This is a genomic window from Magnetococcales bacterium (assembly GCA_015232395.1).
Lineage (GTDB): Bacteria > Pseudomonadota > Magnetococcia > Magnetococcales > JADFZT01 > JADFZT01.
The window spans coordinates 25,819-42,801 of the sequence record JADFZT010000006.1 but is presented as its reverse complement, the minus strand read 5'-3'; the positions used below and the strand labels follow the sequence as shown (position 1 = coordinate 42,801).

Here is a 16,983-nt window from a genome sequence, read left to right as displayed (position 1 = left end):
TAAGCGGATCTCCTATGCATGTTTATGGTTTGTGAAAACTCCCCCCCCGAAAAAAAGGGGGGGAGGTGTACGATGAAGAGGTTTTCTACAGATTTAGAACTTTTCAACCACCGGAGCGATCTCCAGCTCACCTTCTTCGGTCAGACCAGGCAGTTCCTGGGCTTCTTTATAGTCACCGATGGCGAGGTTGGAGGCTTCTTTCTCAGGATCGTCCACAAAGAAGGTACCGCGCATTTCCAGATGGAGAGGACCGCAGAAATGCTGGCAGTAGACTTCATATTCACCAGCAATGTCAGCCACAAATTCGGTCACCGCCGTCACACCACGGGGGGCGCTCAGGTTGGTACGCAGACCGTAGGGACCATAGATGGTGTAGCCCATGGTCACGTCGGGGTTTTTGGTGATACCGGAAGCGCGATCGATGTTGGTGACGAAGATACGTACCTTTTCACCCTTGTTCACGCGAACCTGACGGGGGATGTAGCCATAGCTGAAGGCCTTGATGTGGACCTCCTTGACGCCATCCTTCATCCGGACTCCCGGGGGCTCTTTGGATTTGGGCAGGAACGACACTTTGGACTTGGACCGGTGAGCCGGGAAGAGGGCCGGGGTGTCGCCACTGAGCAGACCACCCTTTTCAGCTTGACCCATGTTCCAACGCTTCACCTGATAGGAGTGGATCACCTTGGCGTTGTGGGGCTCGCCATCCACGGGGATGATGCGCATGGTTTTACCGTAGGTCGGGCTATCCTCACGGGCATCCCACATCTCAAAGTTCACGGGGAAGATCACGCCGGTGGGGCTGAAGAGACCGGTGGAAAACTTGTTGAGAGCAAAAACGTAGCTGTTGTCCTGGGCAATCGCGATGTGACCGGTGCGGTAGTGAGTGGGAATTTCATCCACCACTTCCAGCTTTTTCAGGTCGATCTTGACGTTGGAGTCAGAGACGAAGCAGCTCTCGTAGGCATACTTGGAGGTGAGACCTTCGGGGCTGTCCTTGCCAGGCTCGTAGGTGCCGCCATTGGCATCATAGACATCCATCACCGAGTGCAGAGGACCAGCACAGGTCGGGATGACCTTTTTAACAGCCAGCTTTTCCACATCGATCACGGTCATGGTGGCCGACAGCTTGTCGCTGACAATCACCAGGGTGCTCTCGGGAATCACGTCGGTACCGTGGGGATTCTTACCCACGGGGATTTCCTTGATGAGCTTGAAGGGGTTGGTGGAAAAGACACCCACGGTGGAGTGGTAGTAGTTACCGGAAAAGACGTAACGACCTTTCTTGTCCACATCCAGATAGTCAGGGGCGCTGGGAGCAGGACCCCAGTCGATCACTTGCACCTTACCGGTGGAAATCTCCACTTTGGCCATCTTACCGGAGAGCTCACCGGTGGCGTAGAGAAACTTGCCGGTGTCGTCCAGAGAGATGTGATGGATGCCGAAAGGCACCGGCATGGAGATGAGGCGCTCCAGGAAGCCGGTTTGCAGGTTGACGACACCAATGGTGTTGGCACCCTTGTCATTGACGTAAAGATATTTGCCGTCAGAGGTACCGTTCTTGTTACCGGCGTTGGTACCGCTGAACACCGGCTCATGCAGATCCACGCCGATATCGATGTGGCGGTAGGTCCGCATACTGGGAATACCGAGGATGGCGACCTTACCATCCAAACCACCCGCGTTGTACATCAACTGCGTGTCGACTGTGGGCAGCTCGGTGGGAACCTCGGATCCGTGCATCCACGCCGGGATTTTGGGTTTGGCAACACCCTCTCCCGGCAACATTCCGCCAAGCAGGAATGCCGAGGAGACGCCTGCCAGCATCAACGTTTTCTTGAGTTTTCCTTGCATCTCTACCTACCCCCTTGTTGAGACATGGACGCCTTCGCTTTATGCTTTCGTCCAGGTCAGCTCTGTCCCGAATCCATTAAACGATTTTGTTAAACAGTAGTCGGACGGACGCTTGTGCCATATGCCACACTGTGACCGCTCAGGGTCGGGCATATGGCACACCGAACAGTCTTTCTACTGTATTTTCTTGGATTGTCCAAGACAAAAAGAGCATATCGCTTGATTCAGGACAATTTTTACCGATTTTTATTTTTGCACCGCAAAAAAAGAGGTGTAGATCTTAATTTTTTTACAAAAATTGATGCTGGTTAAGTTAGGGAAGACATTTTTTGGCTAGCCTTGGCGGCTGCGAAAAAGAGGGGCTTCCCATGTTTGGGCCATTTGCACAGCGATCTTGGCGGATATTCTACGATCTGGATTGTGTTGAATGACTCCCGTGAACCATGGGGGGCGCAAAGGGGTAAACACTTTTTCAGCCCCTCAGTGCCTGAATCTTAAGAGAAGTGGGGTTGGAGAAAGCGCTCACCAAGACTTATTTTTACCCCGTATCGGAATGTTCTATAGAGGTGGTTGACCAAGACGTCCATTTCGGCTTTAAATACATTCCTCTGAGTTAAATAAAGCACCCTTTTGGGTGTTATTTTGCCAAATATCAAATTGTGAAATGTCTTTTGGCAAAATAGTACTGTGAAGATTTTAGCAGGTTGGTTGCCGGATCATTTTTTTTAAGGTCGGCAACAGGCCACATGCATGATCACCGGATTCAAGGAGAGCGAGATGAAACGAGCGGTAAGGGTCTTTCTGGGGATGGGCCTGCTGTTGGCGGCGCCTGTTGCAGCCAAGGCCGATTCAGCGGCCGGGGAAGCGGCCTTCAAAGCCAATAACTGTCAGGAGTGTCATTACACCCAAGGCCCGGCTCAGGAAAAAACCATCGCCGACCAAATGGCCAAAAAGGGTCCGGAGCTATGGTATGCCGGTTCCAAGTTTCAAAAACCCTGGCTTGCGGGCTGGTTGCAGGATCCCCAACCGATTCGTCCTTTGAAATACAACTCCCTCACCGAAAAAAATGCCGGTGACCATCCGAAGCTGGCTGGTGGGGATGCCGCCAACGTGACGGATTTCCTCATGGGGCTCACCTCTGACGCGGTCAAGGCGGGTGTCATCAAGCCCAAGAAGAACGTGAAAGGCAAGATGATCTTCACCAAAAAGCAGCCCTGTTCCGGGTGTCATCTCTATCCGGACCGCAAGAAGATCTCCGGTGGTCTCTCCGCCCCCACCCTGGTCGGGGCCAAGAAGCGGCTCAACCCGGACTGGATCTATGCCTACATGACCCAGCCCAAGGTGTTCAAGCCCGTCAAGATGATGCCGGTTTTCACAGGCATCCTCCAAGACAAGGACATCAAAAACGTCTCCGCCTTCGTGGCCAATTTTAAGTGATCGCAAGAAATCTGGATGAGAGGATGTTGACAATGCCCAAACTTCCCATCTTCGCCGCTGCCCTGGTCACCTTCGGTCTTTTGACCGCAAGCGATGTTCGGGCTGAAGATAGCGAACAGGTCTATCAGTTCTATTGTGCCCAGTGCCACGGAGCCACCGGTAAGGGAGACGGACCCAACGTTACCAAGGATATGCCGGTAACCCCGCGCAACTTTACCAACGGCGCCGAGATGAGCAAGCTCACCGACGACGACATGCGCAACGTGATCAAGGATGGCGGGCCTGCTGTGAGCAAATCCCCCATCATGCCCCCCTGGTCCCAGACCATTACCGATGCAGAGACCGAAGGGTTGGTGGCCTATCTGCGTGTGATGTGTAACTGCAAGGGCAAGTAAGGCTGATCCAGCCGTAACCTTGGCATTTTCGTGAATGGGCCGCATCACCCCCCATGGTGGTGTGGCCTGACCTCCCCTCAAGTGGGGAGGGGGAGAGACAAATGAGTGACCAACCTACGGGAATTGACAAATACCCCTTGGCCGGACCGGCTCTTTTCACCACGGTCCTGATTGGGGTGATCCTGTTTTTTATCTGGTTCCTTTGAGTGTGGGAGAGTCGGGCCGTGAAAGCGATTATTGAACGGTACAAGGAATTTCTTATTCCCTATGGTGCGGGGCTGGGTGTTTTTGGCGTCGCCTTTTTTCTTTTGGACCTGCTCATGATGAATCTTCAGGGCATCTCCCTGTTCTTTCACCAATAAAGGACCCCTCGGATGGGCTTGATAGGAGCGACAATGAGGCCGCGTTTTTCCGCAAAAGCAGGATGGGTGATCGGGGTTTGGGTCCTGGCCCTCATGATCATCAATTTTGGTCCGACGGCATGGGGCGGTTCCCTGGCCCGGGCGGACTCCGGTGAGGATCCGGGTCTACCGGCTGAAATTTTGGCCATGCCGGTGATGGCCGATCCCCTGGCAACCGCTGATACATCAGCCACAGCCGTGGCTGAGGATCCGGGTCTACCGGCTGAAATTTTGGCCATGCCGGTGATGGCTGATCCCCTGGCTGCCGCCAAGGACGCTGTCGAATCAGCTCCGGCTACTGCGGTGACCGAAGCTGTCGAAGCAGCTCTCCCGGATGCCCCGGTGGCCATACCGGCGGTTCCCGAGGTGGCGGGTGTGATTGAGGCGCCCGCTGCGTTGGTGGCCGAGCCTGTTGCGGCGGTCGAAACCGTACAGGAAACGGCGGTAACGGCTGTCGAAGAGGCTGCTTCTGAGATCTCCGCTACGGTGGAAGCGGCTGTTGAGGCCGCCGAGACGGCAGCTGATGCGGCTCCTGTGGCTGAAGAGGCGCCAGAGGTGATCGCGGCCGTGGCGGAAGTCGCCGACGCTGAGCCGGATACTTCAGCTGAAGAGGTGGCAGCGGATGCCGATGTGGAAGAGGCCGCTGAGTCTGAGGAGGCTGTCGCTGAAGAGGCTGCTCCGGCTGAAGAGGCTGCTGAGGAGCTGGTGGAAGAAGAGCCCCTTTACGGCCCGGCACCCAAACTCACCGCCAAGGATTATCCCCAGATCGCCGGGGTCAATGGCCGGGTCGTGGTGTGGCTGGTGGCCCAGCTTCATCTCTGGTTTGCCGCTTTTGTTCTGGCCGTGCCCATCTTTGTCTTCATCATCGAAGCCATCGGCATGAAGACCCGGGATCAGCGCTATGACAACATGGCCTATGAGTTTATCAAGGTCTCCATCACAGCCTACTCCCTGACAGCGATTCTGGGTGGTTTTCTGACCCTCTCCCTTCTGGTCTTTTATCCCGATTTGATGCTCTACCTGACCACCATCTTCAAGGAGTCGATGTTCTACTATGCGCTGCTCTTTTTCGCTGAGAGCGCTTGTCTTTACATCTACTACTATGGCTGGAAATGGCTCCAGGGCGGCTTTAAAAAATGGGTGCATCTCACCCTGGGCCTGCTCCTGAACGCCGTCGGTACCGTCCTGATGCTGCTCGCCAACTCCTGGCTCACCTTCATGATGAGTCCGGCCGGGGTGGATGCTTCCGGGACCTTTTCCGGGGATACCTGGGCTGCGATGCACAACTTCCTCTGGAATCCCATCAACCTTCACCGGGTGGTGGCCAATGTGGCCTACGGTGGATCGGTGGTGGGGGCTTATGCCGCCTTCAAGTTTCTCTCCTCCCGCACCAAAGAGGAGAAGGCGCATTATGACTGGATGGGCTATACCGCCAACTTTATCGCTATCAGCGCGCTGCTGCCGCTCCCCTTCGCGGGCTACTATCTGACGGCTGAAATCTACGCCTACAGCCAACAGATGGGTATCACCCTGATGGGTGGCGTCTTTGCTTGGCTCTTCATCATCCAGGCGGTGTTGATCGGCACGCTGTTTCTCTCGGCCAACTATTATCTCTGGTGTGGCATGGGACGAAGCGATGGGGCGGTGAGATACAACAAGTATATCAAGTATTTCGCTGCCGTGATTGTCGGGGCCTTCCTGGTCTGGTTTACGCCGCACACATTGGTGCTGACCAATCAGGAACTACAGGCTTTGGGTGGACCCTACCATAAATATCTGGGGCCGCTGGGCATCATGCCTGCCAAAAACACCGCTGTGAACATCATGATTCTCTTCACAGCACTGTCGTTCCTGGTCTATCGCCGAGCCAACAAGACGCCGGTGGTGTCATGGGTCAAGGCGGGTAATGCCGCCCAGTTTGCCCTCTTTACCGCCGGTATCATCAATATTCTGATCCTGGGCATCTACTACGGCTACTTCACCAACACGGTCTATAAGGTGGCGGCCTCCATTCCCCAGGTGCTGACCACCCTCGTGGTGCTGGTGGCCAGCGGGGTGATCGACAGCTTCATGTATAAAGGCGCCAAGGAGGTGGCACCGCTGAAATGGGGTCGGGTATCGGGACGAAGTCAATATGCCCTCTTCCTGCTCGCGGTCTCCTTCACCTGGCTCATGGGTCTCATGGGGTATATCCGCTCCGGTATCCGTCAGCACTGGCATGTGGTGGACATCATGCGGGATAACTCGCCGGACGCATTCACGCCGACCCTGGGATATGCCGCCAACGTGGTTTCGGTGGGCACTATCATCTTTATGGCCATGGTCATTTTTGTCTTCTGGCTGGCTACGGTCAGTGGCAGGAAGACCCCCGTCACCGGTTACTGGAGGACCTAGGGAACCATGAAAATATTCCTGCAAGTAGCGGCCTTCAGCCTGTTCGTCATCGGTATGTTTGGGGGGTATTCCAATTTTGGAATTCCCCAGATCACGCCGGCCCCCCCGCCGGTAGAGGAAAAGATCGACCTCACGGCCATGGATATGGACGGCTTTATTGCTCTGGGTGAGCGAACTGTCAACGGCAAGGGTACCTGTAAGCTTTGCCATAACGAGTTGGGCCGCGCACCCATGTTGGAAAAATTGGGGAGTGCTGTCGGAGAGCGGCTGGCGGATAGCCGCTATGCCGGAGAAGCTTCCGACGCAGAGGGCTATCTGATGGAATCCCTGGTCGATCCTTCCGCCTACGTGGTGGCGGGATTCGGCAAAGCGGGTACCAACGATACCGTCAGCCCCATGCCCGACGTTTCCGGGGGCTCCATCGGCCTTTCCGAACCTGAAATTCTCGCGACGATCGCCTATATGCAGGACTCCAACGGCATGGAAGTGACCGTTGAGATTCCCGACATGAGCGCCGACGAGGAAGAAGAGGAAGAAGAGGCCGAAACCCGTGAAGTGTGGACCAGTGCCGAAGAGGTGCTCGAAGGGCTCCAGTGTGGCATGTGTCACTTGGTGGCTGATGGGGAAGGGGACATGGGTCCGGATCTCAGGGCAATTGGAGGCAAGGTGGACAAGGCTTACCTCCGGCGGGCGATCATGGATCCCAACGCCGATGTGGCCGAAGGGTTTGAGGCTGACATGATGCCCCCGGATTACGGTGAGCAGCTCTACGCCGTGGAGTTGGATCTGCTCGTGGATTACCTGGCCGGTCTGAAATAGGTAAGGGAAGGCACCGATACAATGAAGATACCCAAGCTACTGGAAGCCGTACTGGTCACTGTCGGCATTTATTACGGCTTTATCCTGGTGTTCGATGTCCTACTGGGCCAGCTGATCCCCGCAAGTCTGCTCACCATGTATATGTTTTTCGTGGTGGCCGGGGTGTTCACTGTCTACACCTTCACCGAGGAGGGGACCCGGGAACTGGTCGCCCCCATCGTGGCCCTGGTGGAGGATCCCTCCAAGAAGGTGATGCGCTACATCGTCTTCCTGCTGGTACCACTGGCCGCCGGTTACTACGCTTACGGCAAAATGTTGCCCAGCTTTGAGGCTCCGGTGGAGCTGCGTTCCATCCATCCGGCTCCTCCCAGCGCCGTCAAGGCCTATGGCAAGCGCTACAACCTGGCCACTCTGGAAAATCCTTATCGCAAGTTTGAAAAGGAGGATCCGGAAAAATTCAAGGAGCTGGTCTACGAAGGCGGTGCGGTCTACATCCAAAACTGCCAGTTTTGCCACGGAGACAAGCTGGATGGTAAAGGGCCTTATGCCCCTGCGCTCAATCCCGTTCCGCTCAACTTCCAGGATGTGGGCACCATCGCCCAGCTCCAGGAGTCGTTTCTTTTCTGGCGGATCGCCACTGGTGGCCCGGGCTTGCCCAAGGAGGCCGCTCCCTGGATTTCATCCATGCCGATCTGGCAGGACTTCCTGACCGAGGATGAAATTTGGAAGGTGATTTTGTTCCTGTATGACTACACCGGACAACAGCCCAGATCTTGGGGTCACGAATAAGATGGGGACCAGGCACATGATTAAACGGACACTGCTGGCCGTCTTTGTCGGGGCCTTTATCGCCAGCCCGGCCAACGCCAAACCGGGTAATGCCGACAACGGGGCTGAAGTTTATGCCAAACGCTGTGTATGGTGTCACGGCGAAGAGGGGGATGGATATGGACCCGGCGCGGAAAGAATGAACCCGCCGCCCAGGGATTTTACCGGTGGCATGTATAAGATCAAGACCACCGGTCTCGACGACATGGTCCCCAACGATGAAGATATCTATCGGATGATCAAGGACGGCATGCCCGGCACCCACATGCCCGGCTGGTCCGACATCGTCTCCGAGCAGGATATGTGGGATCTGACGGCCTATATCAAAACCTTTGCCGGGTATGAAGAAGAGACCCCGGAAACCCAGGTGGATTACGGCAAGCAGGTACAATCCTCCCCCGAGAGTCTCGCCAAGGGCAAGGAGATCTTTATTGATCTGTGCGCCGAGTGTCATGGCACGAAGGGCAAAGGGGACGCCATCAAAAAGCTGAAAGGGGATAACGGCGAGCGCACCTGGCCCCGGAATCTCACCAAGCCCTGGACCTTCCGGGGATCCACCGATCCCAAGGATATCTATACCCGGGTGGTGACCGGTATTCCTGGCACGCAGATGCCGTCGTTTGCCGATCCGGCCAGTAAGAAAAAGCTTTCCAGCGAAGAGATCTGGCATGTTGCCAACTATGCCTCTTCCCTGACAGCAACCGGGCATGCGCCCAATGCTGATAAGACCGTGATTCAGGTCAACAGAGTGGAGGGTGAGCTTCCCACCGAGACCAACGATCCCAGGTGGGATGCCATCGAGCCCAACACCTTCTTCATGCTGCCCCAGATTATCGCCAAAGAGCGGTTTTTTACCCACAGCAACGATTCCGTTTCGGTGCGGGCGATGTTTGACGATGAAAACCTGGCGATGCTCCTTGAGTGGGACGACCGTACCAAATCCATACCCGGTGATGAGACCGCTATCTCCATCGCCGATGAGGAACTCTTTGAGGATGCCATCGCGGTCCAGCTGCCGATTACCATTCCGGAAGGGATGGAAAAGCCCTACTTCGGCATGGGGGATCCCAGCAACCCGGTCAACCTGTGGATGTGGAAGAGTGGCACCACCGAGGCGCATGAAACCGTCCAATATGCCAACGCCACCGGGTTCGGTAATATGGAACCCCGGGATGCCGCTGGTGTGGGCCTGACCGCCAAGGGGAGCTACAGCAATGGTACCTGGCGGGTGCTGATGACCCGGCCTCTGATGACCGACGATGCCAACGATCTCCAGATCGAAAAGGGCCGCTTTATTCCCATCGCCTTTTCCGCCTGGGATGGATCCAACAGCGAAACCGCTTCCAAGCACACCTTGTCCACCTGGTATTGGATGCTGCTGGTACCCAAATCGGGCTCCAAGCCTCTGATAGTCGCTCTGCTGGTGGCACTGTTGATTGGTGCCGGTGAGTTGTGGTGGCTCAAGAGTGCCCAGTCCAAAAAGTCTGAGGGTTGATGTTGTCGTTTAGTCGGCCCTGTTTTTCTCAAAACGTTTCCTGATCAAGGAATCTATCCGTGATTACCCCCACCACCCTGCACGCCAATCGCGTTATTGTGATTGGCGGCGGGGTGTCCGGGTTAACCACCGCCTTCTGGCTCAAGCAAAAAGGGATCGATGTTGTGGTCCTGGAGCGGGCACACCGTCCGGGTGGGCTCATCCAAAGCCGTAGAGAGTCCGGGTTTCTCCTGGAACATGCGGCCACCTGCGTGTTCAATTTTCTCCCTGAAGTCGATTTTTTCTGCCAAACCCTGGGTCTCTCCTCCGAGATGGTTTTTCGCCAGGAGGCCGCCAAGCGCCGCTATCTGGTGAAGGATGGCAAGCCCACCTCTGTGCCGGTTACCCCGGCTGGATTTCTCACCACCAATCTGCTCTCCTTCAAAGCCAAGCTCCGCCTGCTGATGGAGCCTTTCATTCCCCGGGGGGGTGGGGAAGGGGAGACGGTGGCGCAGTTTATCAGCCGCCGATTTGGTCGGGAGGTGTATGAGCGGGCGATTGAGCCTTATGTTTCGGGTACTCTGGCTGGAGATGGGGAGCAGGCCTGTTTGCGTTCCACCTTCATCCAGTTTGGCGCACTGGAGGATGAGTTTGGCTCCATCCTGAAAGGGGCCATGGTACGCAAGGTGAAGGGGATTCGGACCTCTTCCTGCCAGGCGCGGGTTTTTTCCTTCAAGGAGGGGATGGCTGCGCTGCCGGGTCGGGTGGCTCAACAGTTGGGCGAGGGATTTCAGAGCGGTTGTGGGGTGGCCGGGGTGGAGCGGCAGGGAACCCGCTGGACGGTCTCTTATGTTCAGGATGGGGTGTCCAAAACCGTTGACGGGGATGCGGTGGTGGTGGCGACGCCTGCCGGGGATGCCGGACGCTTGCTGCAATCCCTTTCCAGCTCCCTGCACCTGCTTCTTTCTGGCCGGGCCTACTCCCCCATGGCGGTTACCTATCTGGGTTTCCCCCGGGAAAATATTGACCACGACCTGGATGGCATCGGCTGCTTGATTCCGAAACGGGAGTCTGAGTTCAAGGTGGTGGGATCCTTGTGGCCTGCCACCCTCTTTGCGCATCGGGCTCCCCAGGGGCAGGCGCTCTTTATGAACTATATGGGTGGCGCGCGGGATCCGGGGGTGTTGGATCGATCCGATGAAGAATTGCTTGCTCGCAGCCAGCAGGATCTCAAACGTCTGGTCGGACTCAAAGGGGAACCTACACTTGCCCAGGTGATCCGCCATGATCGCGCTCTTCCCCGTTATGACATCGGCCACCAACTCTTCCTCAAAGGGATCGACGAATCCCTGAAATCCCTCCCTGGTATTTTTCTCACCGGCAACTATCTCCACGGCGTCTCGGTTCGAGCCTGCATCTCCCAAGGCTCTGAAGTGGCGGATCGAGTGGCTGCCCTGCTTAAATCCTCTGGATCCCAATTTCGCCAAGTGCAGCCGCTCTCTTCCTCTTCGGCCATTCGTTAACTTTCCCCCCTTTTCCTTGCATCAGGAAATCGGTACCAAGCCCGCATCGATAGCCAGACAGGCGAGCTGTACCGTGCGGGGTATTTTGGTATGTCCCATGGCATAGTTATTGATGCTTTTTGAGGTCATGCCGAGGTGTTGGGCGGCCCGGTTTTGATTTAACCCGTTTCGACTGAGCCAAGCGCGGAATTGATCGCCACTCATCGATTGGGATCTTAATGCGTGCTGTTCAACTGCCAAAATATAGAGCTGGTCCCAACCCATGGAAATATCCCCCGGCCATCCCAGGGACCAGCCGTCGTCGATGATGGCGCATTTGCTGAAAAATTCTGGATCAAGAAGCGGCTCTACCTCTTTGGTGGCTTTGATCCATGCCCCCATCCGGATCACCCCACGCTCACCGTTTTCCCAGGAGAGCGCCAGGGAGTGGTCTCCCTCCAGCGCTTTGGCATAGGTCAGTCGCATGGGGGATGCGTGTAGGGCGATATGGGGGTCTAAATTTTCACTGGGCATTGATTTCCTCCCACTTGGCAAGCAGGTATTCTCTGTTGGTCTTGACCCACTTGAGCGCTTCAGAGGCCTCGTTCCTACCGATGCCGATTATTTCAAAAGGAGTGAGAATGACCATCAGGGAGACTGGGCCGCCGACAATATGGACATGGGGTGGATTGTGATCACCTACGTGGATTTTGACGTTTTGGCGGCCTATTTTTTTGATGGTGGTCATCCACACTCTCTCCCCTTTTGGGAATAGAATGAGCTAAATGGTTCCTTTAATAAAGAAATATACTGAAAAAAATTCCATATATCGACCCAGATGGCCTGTTTTTGAGCACCCATGCCGTTGAGGAGAAAATGGAAACCGGTTCGGGTTGATCAGGCTGGTAAGTGGTGTATGGATGACCAATCCCTGGTGTGTTTTGGGGTTTCGTTGCACAATTCAGTATCTTGCGTGACGTGATCGTGTTTTGTCGGGTTTCGGCTTTTCATTCTGTGGAATGGGTGGATGTTCAGTATTTTCCTGGGAATTTCGATTTTGGCTTTGGGGGTGTGGAGCTTGTTTGCCTGGTGGTATCCCACCATGGAGCTGTTGCGTGGGGTGATTCCCCTGGTGGCGATTCTGTGGGGTGGGCTGGCTCTGGCGACTGGGCTTTCCCGGGTGCCGCTTCGGGATGGCAGTGCGCCGATTTTGGCCAACGCACCGCCACAGCTTGAAATCAGCGACTATTTCCTTAAAGAGGATTGGTGGGCGATCTGGTTGGGGTTGGGGCTGGTGGTGGTGGATCTGGCCACCTTTTCCGGGGAGGGGTCGTTGCTCAAGGCCCTGGCGATCCATCCGGGGGGGCTCAAGTGGCAAAATTTGGGGGAACTTTTCGCCCACTTTGGGGAGAACGGCCACCTCTATTTTCGCCAGTTTATCGTCTGGATTCTGCTCTTTGGGGTCTCCTGCCGGGTGATGGGGCTGGGGTTTGGTCGGTTTTTCCCGAGCTTCCTGTTTCTTTATCTTCTATCCATCGCCATTTTTTCGGTAAGCGGTTGGGAAAACGCCGCCCATTTTAATCTGGAACCCCCCCTGGTTGCCCTGATTGTGGGGTTGGTGCTGGCTAACGTCTTTCAGCTCCCGGAATGGATGCACGCGGCTTGTCGGGTGGAATATTACGTCAAGTTTGGCATCGTGCTATTGGGGGCCACCTTTCCCATCACCCTGGTGCTGACGGCGGGGCCGGTGGCGATTGGTCAGGCAACCTTTATTTCTCTGTTGAGTTGTCTCACCATCTACTATACCGCCACCCGCTGGTTTGCTCTGGATCGCAGGTTGGCGGCGGTGATGAGTGTCGGGGGATCGGTGTGCGGGGTTTCGGCTTCCATGGCCATTGCGGCGGCGGTGGGGGCCAAGAAGGAACACCTCTACACGTCGGTCACCCTGGTGGTGGGGTGGGCGTTGGTGATGATCGTGGCGCTCCCCTTCATCTCCCAATCCTTGGGGCTCTCCCCAGGGGTGGCCGGGGCGTGGATTGGTACCTCGGAGTTTGCCGATGCCGCTGGATTCGCAGCAGCCAGCTCCTACGGCAAGATGGCGGGTAACGAGGAAGCGGCGATCAAATCCTTCACCCTGATGAAGGTGATCGGGCGGGATATCTGGATCGGGATCTGGAGCCTGGTGTGGGCTTTCATCGCCATCACCGTTTGGAATGCTCCCAGTAAAGGGGCTCGGCTGGATGGGGGGGAGATTTGGAAGCGGTTTCCTAAATTTGTCTTGGGTTTTTTTGCGGCTTCGATTCTGGTGACGCTGGTGACGAGCGGTTATTCCACGGCGGAATTTGAAGCCACCGTCAAACCCAATCTGTTGGCACCTATCGGTGCTTTTCGGGGTTGGGCATTTATCTTTTGCTTCCTCTCCATTGGCCTCACCACCCGGTTTCGGGAGTTGAAAGCGGTCAACGCCCAATCTTTCACCGCTTTTACCATCGGCGTCATTGTCAACGTCATCGCCGGCTATATTCTCTCGGTGCATGTGTTTGGCGACTATTGGTCCAAGATGTGACCGATTCCAGTGGGGACAAATGTGCCACATGTCGCTATTTTGTCGGGGAGGCGTTGGCGCTGGAAAAGATGCTGCCGGGTTTGAATATTCTCTCCTCCGGATTGGGCTCGGTAAGAGCGAACACCGGTTGGTGCCAAATACATGATATTTTCAAGATTTCCAAAGATAGCTGTGAAAAATTCAAACCTTAGCAGTTGATTTTATTAATACGGGTGCAGGGAGATTATCTCCCTGCCGGGTGTGGGCAGAGCCCACGACTTTGACTTAAAATCTTTAAAGGTAACTAAAACCCCATCACAACCGCATCGCCATATCCTGCCCCAACAGCCACAGATTAAACCCGCTCACCCCCCCCAAAAAGAGCCACATCGGCAGCAGCCCCCAGCCCCGAATACCTTCACCAGCCTCTCCCGCTCCCCGACTGCGCAAAATCCGCACCGCCAACCCAAAGCCCAAAACCATCAACCCAACCTGCAAACCGTGGAGTACCGAGACCGGCATAATGGGATCCAGCATGCGCAGATGTTTTTCCCAGATGGTCATCGGGAGGGTGTCACGCCCCAGGGGGTTAAAAATAATCCCCCAAAACCCCCGCCCTTCCCGGGAAAAATGGCTCAAATTGTGGGCCAGGTGATAGCTGAAGGCGACCGGCAGGGTGGCAAACGAGAGGGTGGCAAACAGGCGACGATATCCACCAGCCACCCCCTTGGATATCTGCCGGGTCACCGCCACCACCAAGCCGTAGAGTATCGCTGGAACCAGCAGGCATACTGCCATGCCGATGCTAAAGCTGATCAACAGCTGTCCCGAATCCCCTATCCATCGAGCCAGCCACCGGAGGATTGACTCCCACTGGGGCAGCATGGTGACGCCGTGAAAGGAGGTCAGCGCCAACAATCCCAGCATAAACCACGCCTCGTCCCAATGGGGTCGGGCATGCTGCCGGGCTTCGGTGGCCATGGGGCGCAGACGCCAGGAGATGTTATGGTCGGGGCAACTCATCAGACACGCCCCACACGAGGTGCAATAGGTGTTTTGGCTGAAGCGTCCCATGGTGAGAAAGGTGGGGCAGGCCTCGATGGTTTTGGAGCCGTTATAACAGGCGAGAGAGGTGCATTCGTCACACTTTTTTTGCTCGATGGGACGCAGCTCCACTGGAGCCAGCTGGGCATAAAAACCCAATGTCCGCCCCACCGGACAGAGATAGCGGCAGAAGGATTTGCGCTGAAAAACAGCCAGAGAGAGGGTGGCCAGCACCACCATGATGAGCGCCAGGGAGGCGGTGGCGACAGGGGAGGTGGTTACGCCCGCCCCCAACTCCAACCAGGTCAGCCCAATCAACATCCCCAAAGCGGGCCACACCGTGCGCATGATCCGGGGGAGTTTCAGATCAAAACCAGCCGGGTCGGGATCCCGTTGCCACAGGCGTTGTCGTACCAGCCATCCTGCCAGGGTGTCCCACGGGCAGACCGAGCACCACGCCGTCCCCACAAACAGCACCGAGACCACCACCAAGCTCCACCAAATGGTCCAGGTGAGGGTGGTGGCCAGGTTGCGTTCGGGCAGCGGTGTGCCCCACAAGCCGCTCAAAATAACCAACAAAAACAGAGCCACCAAAATAATCTTCAAAGTGACCAGCGGCCAGGGGGAGCGGTAAAAAAAGCGGATCATCCCCCTCACCAATGGCACCTTGTGTAGAGAGGGCCCGGGGGTGTTTTTGGGGCTGGAACGGGGATCGCCACGCCCTGCCATCCATCCCATCAGCAGGAGGCCAACCACAGCCGCTGCGATCCACTCTGAGGGTAGGCCGGGATGGATCATCGCCTCTTCACCACCGGGCAGGCAGAGGGTTGCAATGGTCTCGGGGAGGATGGAGGCCGTGGGCGAGGGGGGTGGCTCAGGCATCCCAAGGGACTCCAGGGGGGTGTGTCCGTATCAGGATCCCCCCAGACTCAGGCATCGGTCACCTGGGGGGGCTGATCGATCTTTTTTTGTCTGATTTTGCGGAGATGTTGTTTGCGCCAGGCGAGAGCCAGGAGTATCAGGCCAATTCCCCCTCCAGCCAGGAGCAGGGGCAGGCTCTGCAAGGGCTGGCCGATACGCAGGGGCATCTCGATGGTATAGGGTTCTCCGTTGTCCTCAAACCGGGCGGTCACCACATAATTTCCCTCTTGGGAAAGGAGCACCCCTTGCCGGTAAATGCCGTCTACTGGCCTCTGCTCCCCCAACTTTTCTGAATGTCCACCCAACAACAGATCATCCCGTATCGAAAAAATGACTCTCCCCAGGAACGGCTCGCCGTGATCCAGGTGGGTGGCGGATAATTTGACCCAGCTCTCCTCCCCCGCCTGGGGAAAGGCGGGAAAGGCCATGAGGGTGACCAGATAATCGCCGATCCGGGTCTCCAGCTGCATCGATGGCGGGGTGTTGGGTTCGCTGTTCAGGCTGTAGGAGGGGCGCCCCAAAATGTGATGCGCCCCTGCTGGTGTCATCGAGAAAAACAGGGTGGCCCAGAGGGCGATGATCAGTCTGGCGACAGGCATGTTCGTCATCCTGAACAGCAGAGAGGCTAAAACCCCAGCTATTCCATTGGGAGCGTCCGGGGAGGGTCGATTGAATGTTATCATAAGCCACGCTCTGTTGCCGCACCGATCACAAGCTCCGCGAGCCTTGGGTCGAAAATAGGGGCAAAGCAGATAGCCCTCTATTCCAAAGGGTAAACGGGAACACAGCCACTACAAAATCCTGGTCAACCCAGTGGAAAGCAAGTGGTTCGCTCTCTTTATGAACGCTCAAGGCGTTATCCGGTAACCCGGGTAATCTTTCGTTTCAAAAACAGTCCTCATTTTTTCCTGCTGTCGCCCTTCATCTTTATAACCATTAGACTTCCTGCCCCATACTCCTGGGGAACTTTCCAAAAAACCTTCTCGTTTGGAGTACTGTTATGGCAGATCGCGTGGTTGTTGTGGTTCAGGATGGACAACTGGTTCCCCTTCCAGACGCTGACACCCTGGTGGATGGGGGTGGTAACAGCGTTGGGGTTTCTCCCAATCCCACTTTTACCTCTGTTTCGACCGATACCATCGCTGAAAACACCCCGGCTACCGGTGTGACCATCGATGGGGTGTTGGTGAAGGATGGTCTGGTGGATGGCCGGGATCCTTCGGTAGATGGTCTCAAACTCGATACCATCGAGTCGGCAGCGGATGTGACCGATGCGACCAACGTGGCGGGTGCCGGGGCGGTGATGGATGGTGATTTTTCCGCCAATGGCCAGATGGAGCGCACCGGGGCCGGGGCTTACACCACGATT

At 56.1% G+C, this 16,983-nt stretch carries 15 protein-coding genes; 10 read left to right on the top strand and 5 right to left on the bottom strand.

The annotated features are described in order from the left end of the window. Positions 1–93 precede the first annotated feature (93 nt). Positions 94–1,854: a beta-propeller fold lactonase family protein gene (locus HQL52_03215; GenBank protein MBF0368445.1), complete on the bottom strand. Its 1,761-nt coding sequence runs from the start codon at positions 1,852–1,854 to the stop codon at positions 94–96. A gap of 777 nt (positions 1,855–2,631) precedes the next feature. Between HQL52_03215 and HQL52_03210 the strand changes: the two genes are divergently transcribed. The 8 genes from HQL52_03210 to hemG all read left to right on the top strand — a co-directional run bounded on the left by HQL52_03210 (position 2,632) and on the right by hemG (position 11,125). Next, entirely contained in the window at positions 2,632–3,291 is a 660-nt protein-coding gene (locus tag HQL52_03210; protein MBF0368444.1) for a c-type cytochrome, read from the top strand. A gap of 32 nt (positions 3,292–3,323) precedes the next feature. Beyond that, the gene (locus HQL52_03205) at positions 3,324–3,686 is read left to right on the top strand and encodes a cytochrome c (protein ID MBF0368443.1); all 363 of its coding nucleotides are present in this window, start codon (positions 3,324–3,326) and stop codon (positions 3,684–3,686) included. A 224-nt stretch (positions 3,687–3,910) separates the two neighbouring features. Continuing rightward, on the top strand, positions 3,911–4,048 hold the full coding sequence (locus HQL52_03200; protein ID MBF0368442.1) for a hypothetical protein: 138 nt from the start codon (positions 3,911–3,913) through the stop codon (positions 4,046–4,048). Positions 4,049–4,081: 33 nt separating this feature from the next. Continuing rightward, the gene (locus HQL52_03195) at positions 4,082–6,481 is read left to right on the top strand and encodes a cytochrome ubiquinol oxidase subunit I (protein ID MBF0368441.1); all 2,400 of its coding nucleotides are present in this window, start codon (positions 4,082–4,084) and stop codon (positions 6,479–6,481) included. A gap of 6 nt (positions 6,482–6,487) precedes the next feature. Beyond that, a complete protein-coding gene (locus HQL52_03190) occupies positions 6,488–7,300 on the top strand; it encodes a c-type cytochrome (GenBank protein ID MBF0368440.1) in 813 nt (270 codons plus the stop codon). A gap of 21 nt (positions 7,301–7,321) precedes the next feature. Beyond that, positions 7,322–8,089, top strand: coding sequence for a cytochrome c (locus tag HQL52_03185; protein MBF0368439.1), 768 nt, complete (start codon positions 7,322–7,324; stop codon positions 8,087–8,089). 16 nt (positions 8,090–8,105) lie between these two features. Continuing rightward, complete coding sequence (locus tag HQL52_03180) at positions 8,106–9,623, top strand: c-type cytochrome (GenBank protein MBF0368438.1); 1,518 nt, start codon at positions 8,106–8,108, stop codon at positions 9,621–9,623. A 59-nt stretch (positions 9,624–9,682) separates the two neighbouring features. Then, positions 9,683–11,125, top strand: a complete 1,443-nt coding sequence (gene hemG, locus HQL52_03175; GenBank protein MBF0368437.1) for a protoporphyrinogen oxidase — start codon at positions 9,683–9,685, stop codon at positions 11,123–11,125. Between the two features lie 21 nt (positions 11,126–11,146). Here hemG and HQL52_03170 read toward each other — a convergent pair whose 3' ends face one another. Both HQL52_03170 and HQL52_03165 read right to left on the bottom strand, forming a co-directional pair. Beyond that, positions 11,147–11,638 (bottom strand): DUF2442 domain-containing protein, encoded by a 492-nt coding sequence (locus HQL52_03170; GenBank protein MBF0368436.1) that lies wholly within the window; start codon positions 11,636–11,638, stop codon positions 11,147–11,149. Next, positions 11,628–11,852 carry a DUF4160 domain-containing protein gene (locus HQL52_03165; GenBank protein MBF0368435.1) on the bottom strand — a complete coding sequence of 75 codons (225 nt, stop codon included), beginning with the start codon at positions 11,850–11,852 and terminating at the stop codon, positions 11,628–11,630. Before HQL52_03165 ends, HQL52_03170 begins: the two co-directional genes overlap by 11 nt. A 354-nt stretch (positions 11,853–12,206) precedes the next feature. On the opposite strand from HQL52_03165, the gene HQL52_03160 reads away from it, so the two are divergent. Next, the gene (locus tag HQL52_03160) at positions 12,207–13,670 is read left to right on the top strand and encodes a putative sulfate exporter family transporter (protein ID MBF0368434.1); all 1,464 of its coding nucleotides are present in this window, start codon (positions 12,207–12,209) and stop codon (positions 13,668–13,670) included. A gap of 294 nt (positions 13,671–13,964) precedes the next feature. Here HQL52_03160 and HQL52_03155 read toward each other — a convergent pair whose 3' ends face one another. Both HQL52_03155 and HQL52_03150 read right to left on the bottom strand, forming a co-directional pair. After that, positions 13,965–15,575, bottom strand: a complete 1,611-nt coding sequence (locus tag HQL52_03155; protein MBF0368433.1) for a 4Fe-4S binding protein — start codon at positions 15,573–15,575, stop codon at positions 13,965–13,967. Positions 15,576–15,622: 47 nt separating this feature from the next. Further along, complete coding sequence (locus HQL52_03150; GenBank protein ID MBF0368432.1) at positions 15,623–16,213, bottom strand: hypothetical protein; 591 nt, start codon at positions 16,211–16,213, stop codon at positions 15,623–15,625. Between the two features lie 401 nt (positions 16,214–16,614). Here HQL52_03150 and HQL52_03145 point away from each other — a divergent pair. After that, the coding region (locus HQL52_03145) for a hypothetical protein (protein ID MBF0368431.1) at positions 16,615–16,983 on the top strand (369 nt) is incomplete at its 3' end.

Excerpts from the sequence above, each read along its gene's own strand:
- HQL52_03195 (MBF0368441.1), top strand. The coding sequence starts at position 4,082 with ATGAGGCCGCGTTTTTCCGCAAAAGCAGGATGGGTGATCGGGGTTTGG.
- HQL52_03155 (MBF0368433.1), bottom strand. The coding sequence starts at position 15,575 with ATGCCTGAGCCACCCCCCTCGCCCACGGCCTCCATCCTCCCCGAGACC.
- HQL52_03185 (MBF0368439.1), top strand. The coding sequence starts at position 7,322 with ATGAAGATACCCAAGCTACTGGAAGCCGTACTGGTCACTGTCGGCATT.
- HQL52_03180 (MBF0368438.1), top strand. The coding sequence starts at position 8,106 with ATGATTAAACGGACACTGCTGGCCGTCTTTGTCGGGGCCTTTATCGCC.
- HQL52_03215 (MBF0368445.1), bottom strand. The coding sequence starts at position 1,854 with ATGCAAGGAAAACTCAAGAAAACGTTGATGCTGGCAGGCGTCTCCTCG.
- HQL52_03170 (MBF0368436.1), bottom strand. The coding sequence starts at position 11,638 with ATGCCCAGTGAAAATTTAGACCCCCATATCGCCCTACACGCATCCCCC.
- HQL52_03150 (MBF0368432.1), bottom strand. The coding sequence starts at position 16,213 with ATGCCTGTCGCCAGACTGATCATCGCCCTCTGGGCCACCCTGTTTTTC.
- HQL52_03160 (MBF0368434.1), top strand. The coding sequence starts at position 12,207 with ATGGAGCTGTTGCGTGGGGTGATTCCCCTGGTGGCGATTCTGTGGGGT.
- HQL52_03205 (MBF0368443.1), top strand. The coding sequence starts at position 3,324 with ATGCCCAAACTTCCCATCTTCGCCGCTGCCCTGGTCACCTTCGGTCTT.
- HQL52_03165 (MBF0368435.1), bottom strand. The coding sequence starts at position 11,852 with ATGACCACCATCAAAAAAATAGGCCGCCAAAACGTCAAAATCCACGTA.
- HQL52_03190 (MBF0368440.1), top strand. The coding sequence starts at position 6,488 with ATGAAAATATTCCTGCAAGTAGCGGCCTTCAGCCTGTTCGTCATCGGT.
- HQL52_03210 (MBF0368444.1), top strand. The coding sequence starts at position 2,632 with ATGAAACGAGCGGTAAGGGTCTTTCTGGGGATGGGCCTGCTGTTGGCG.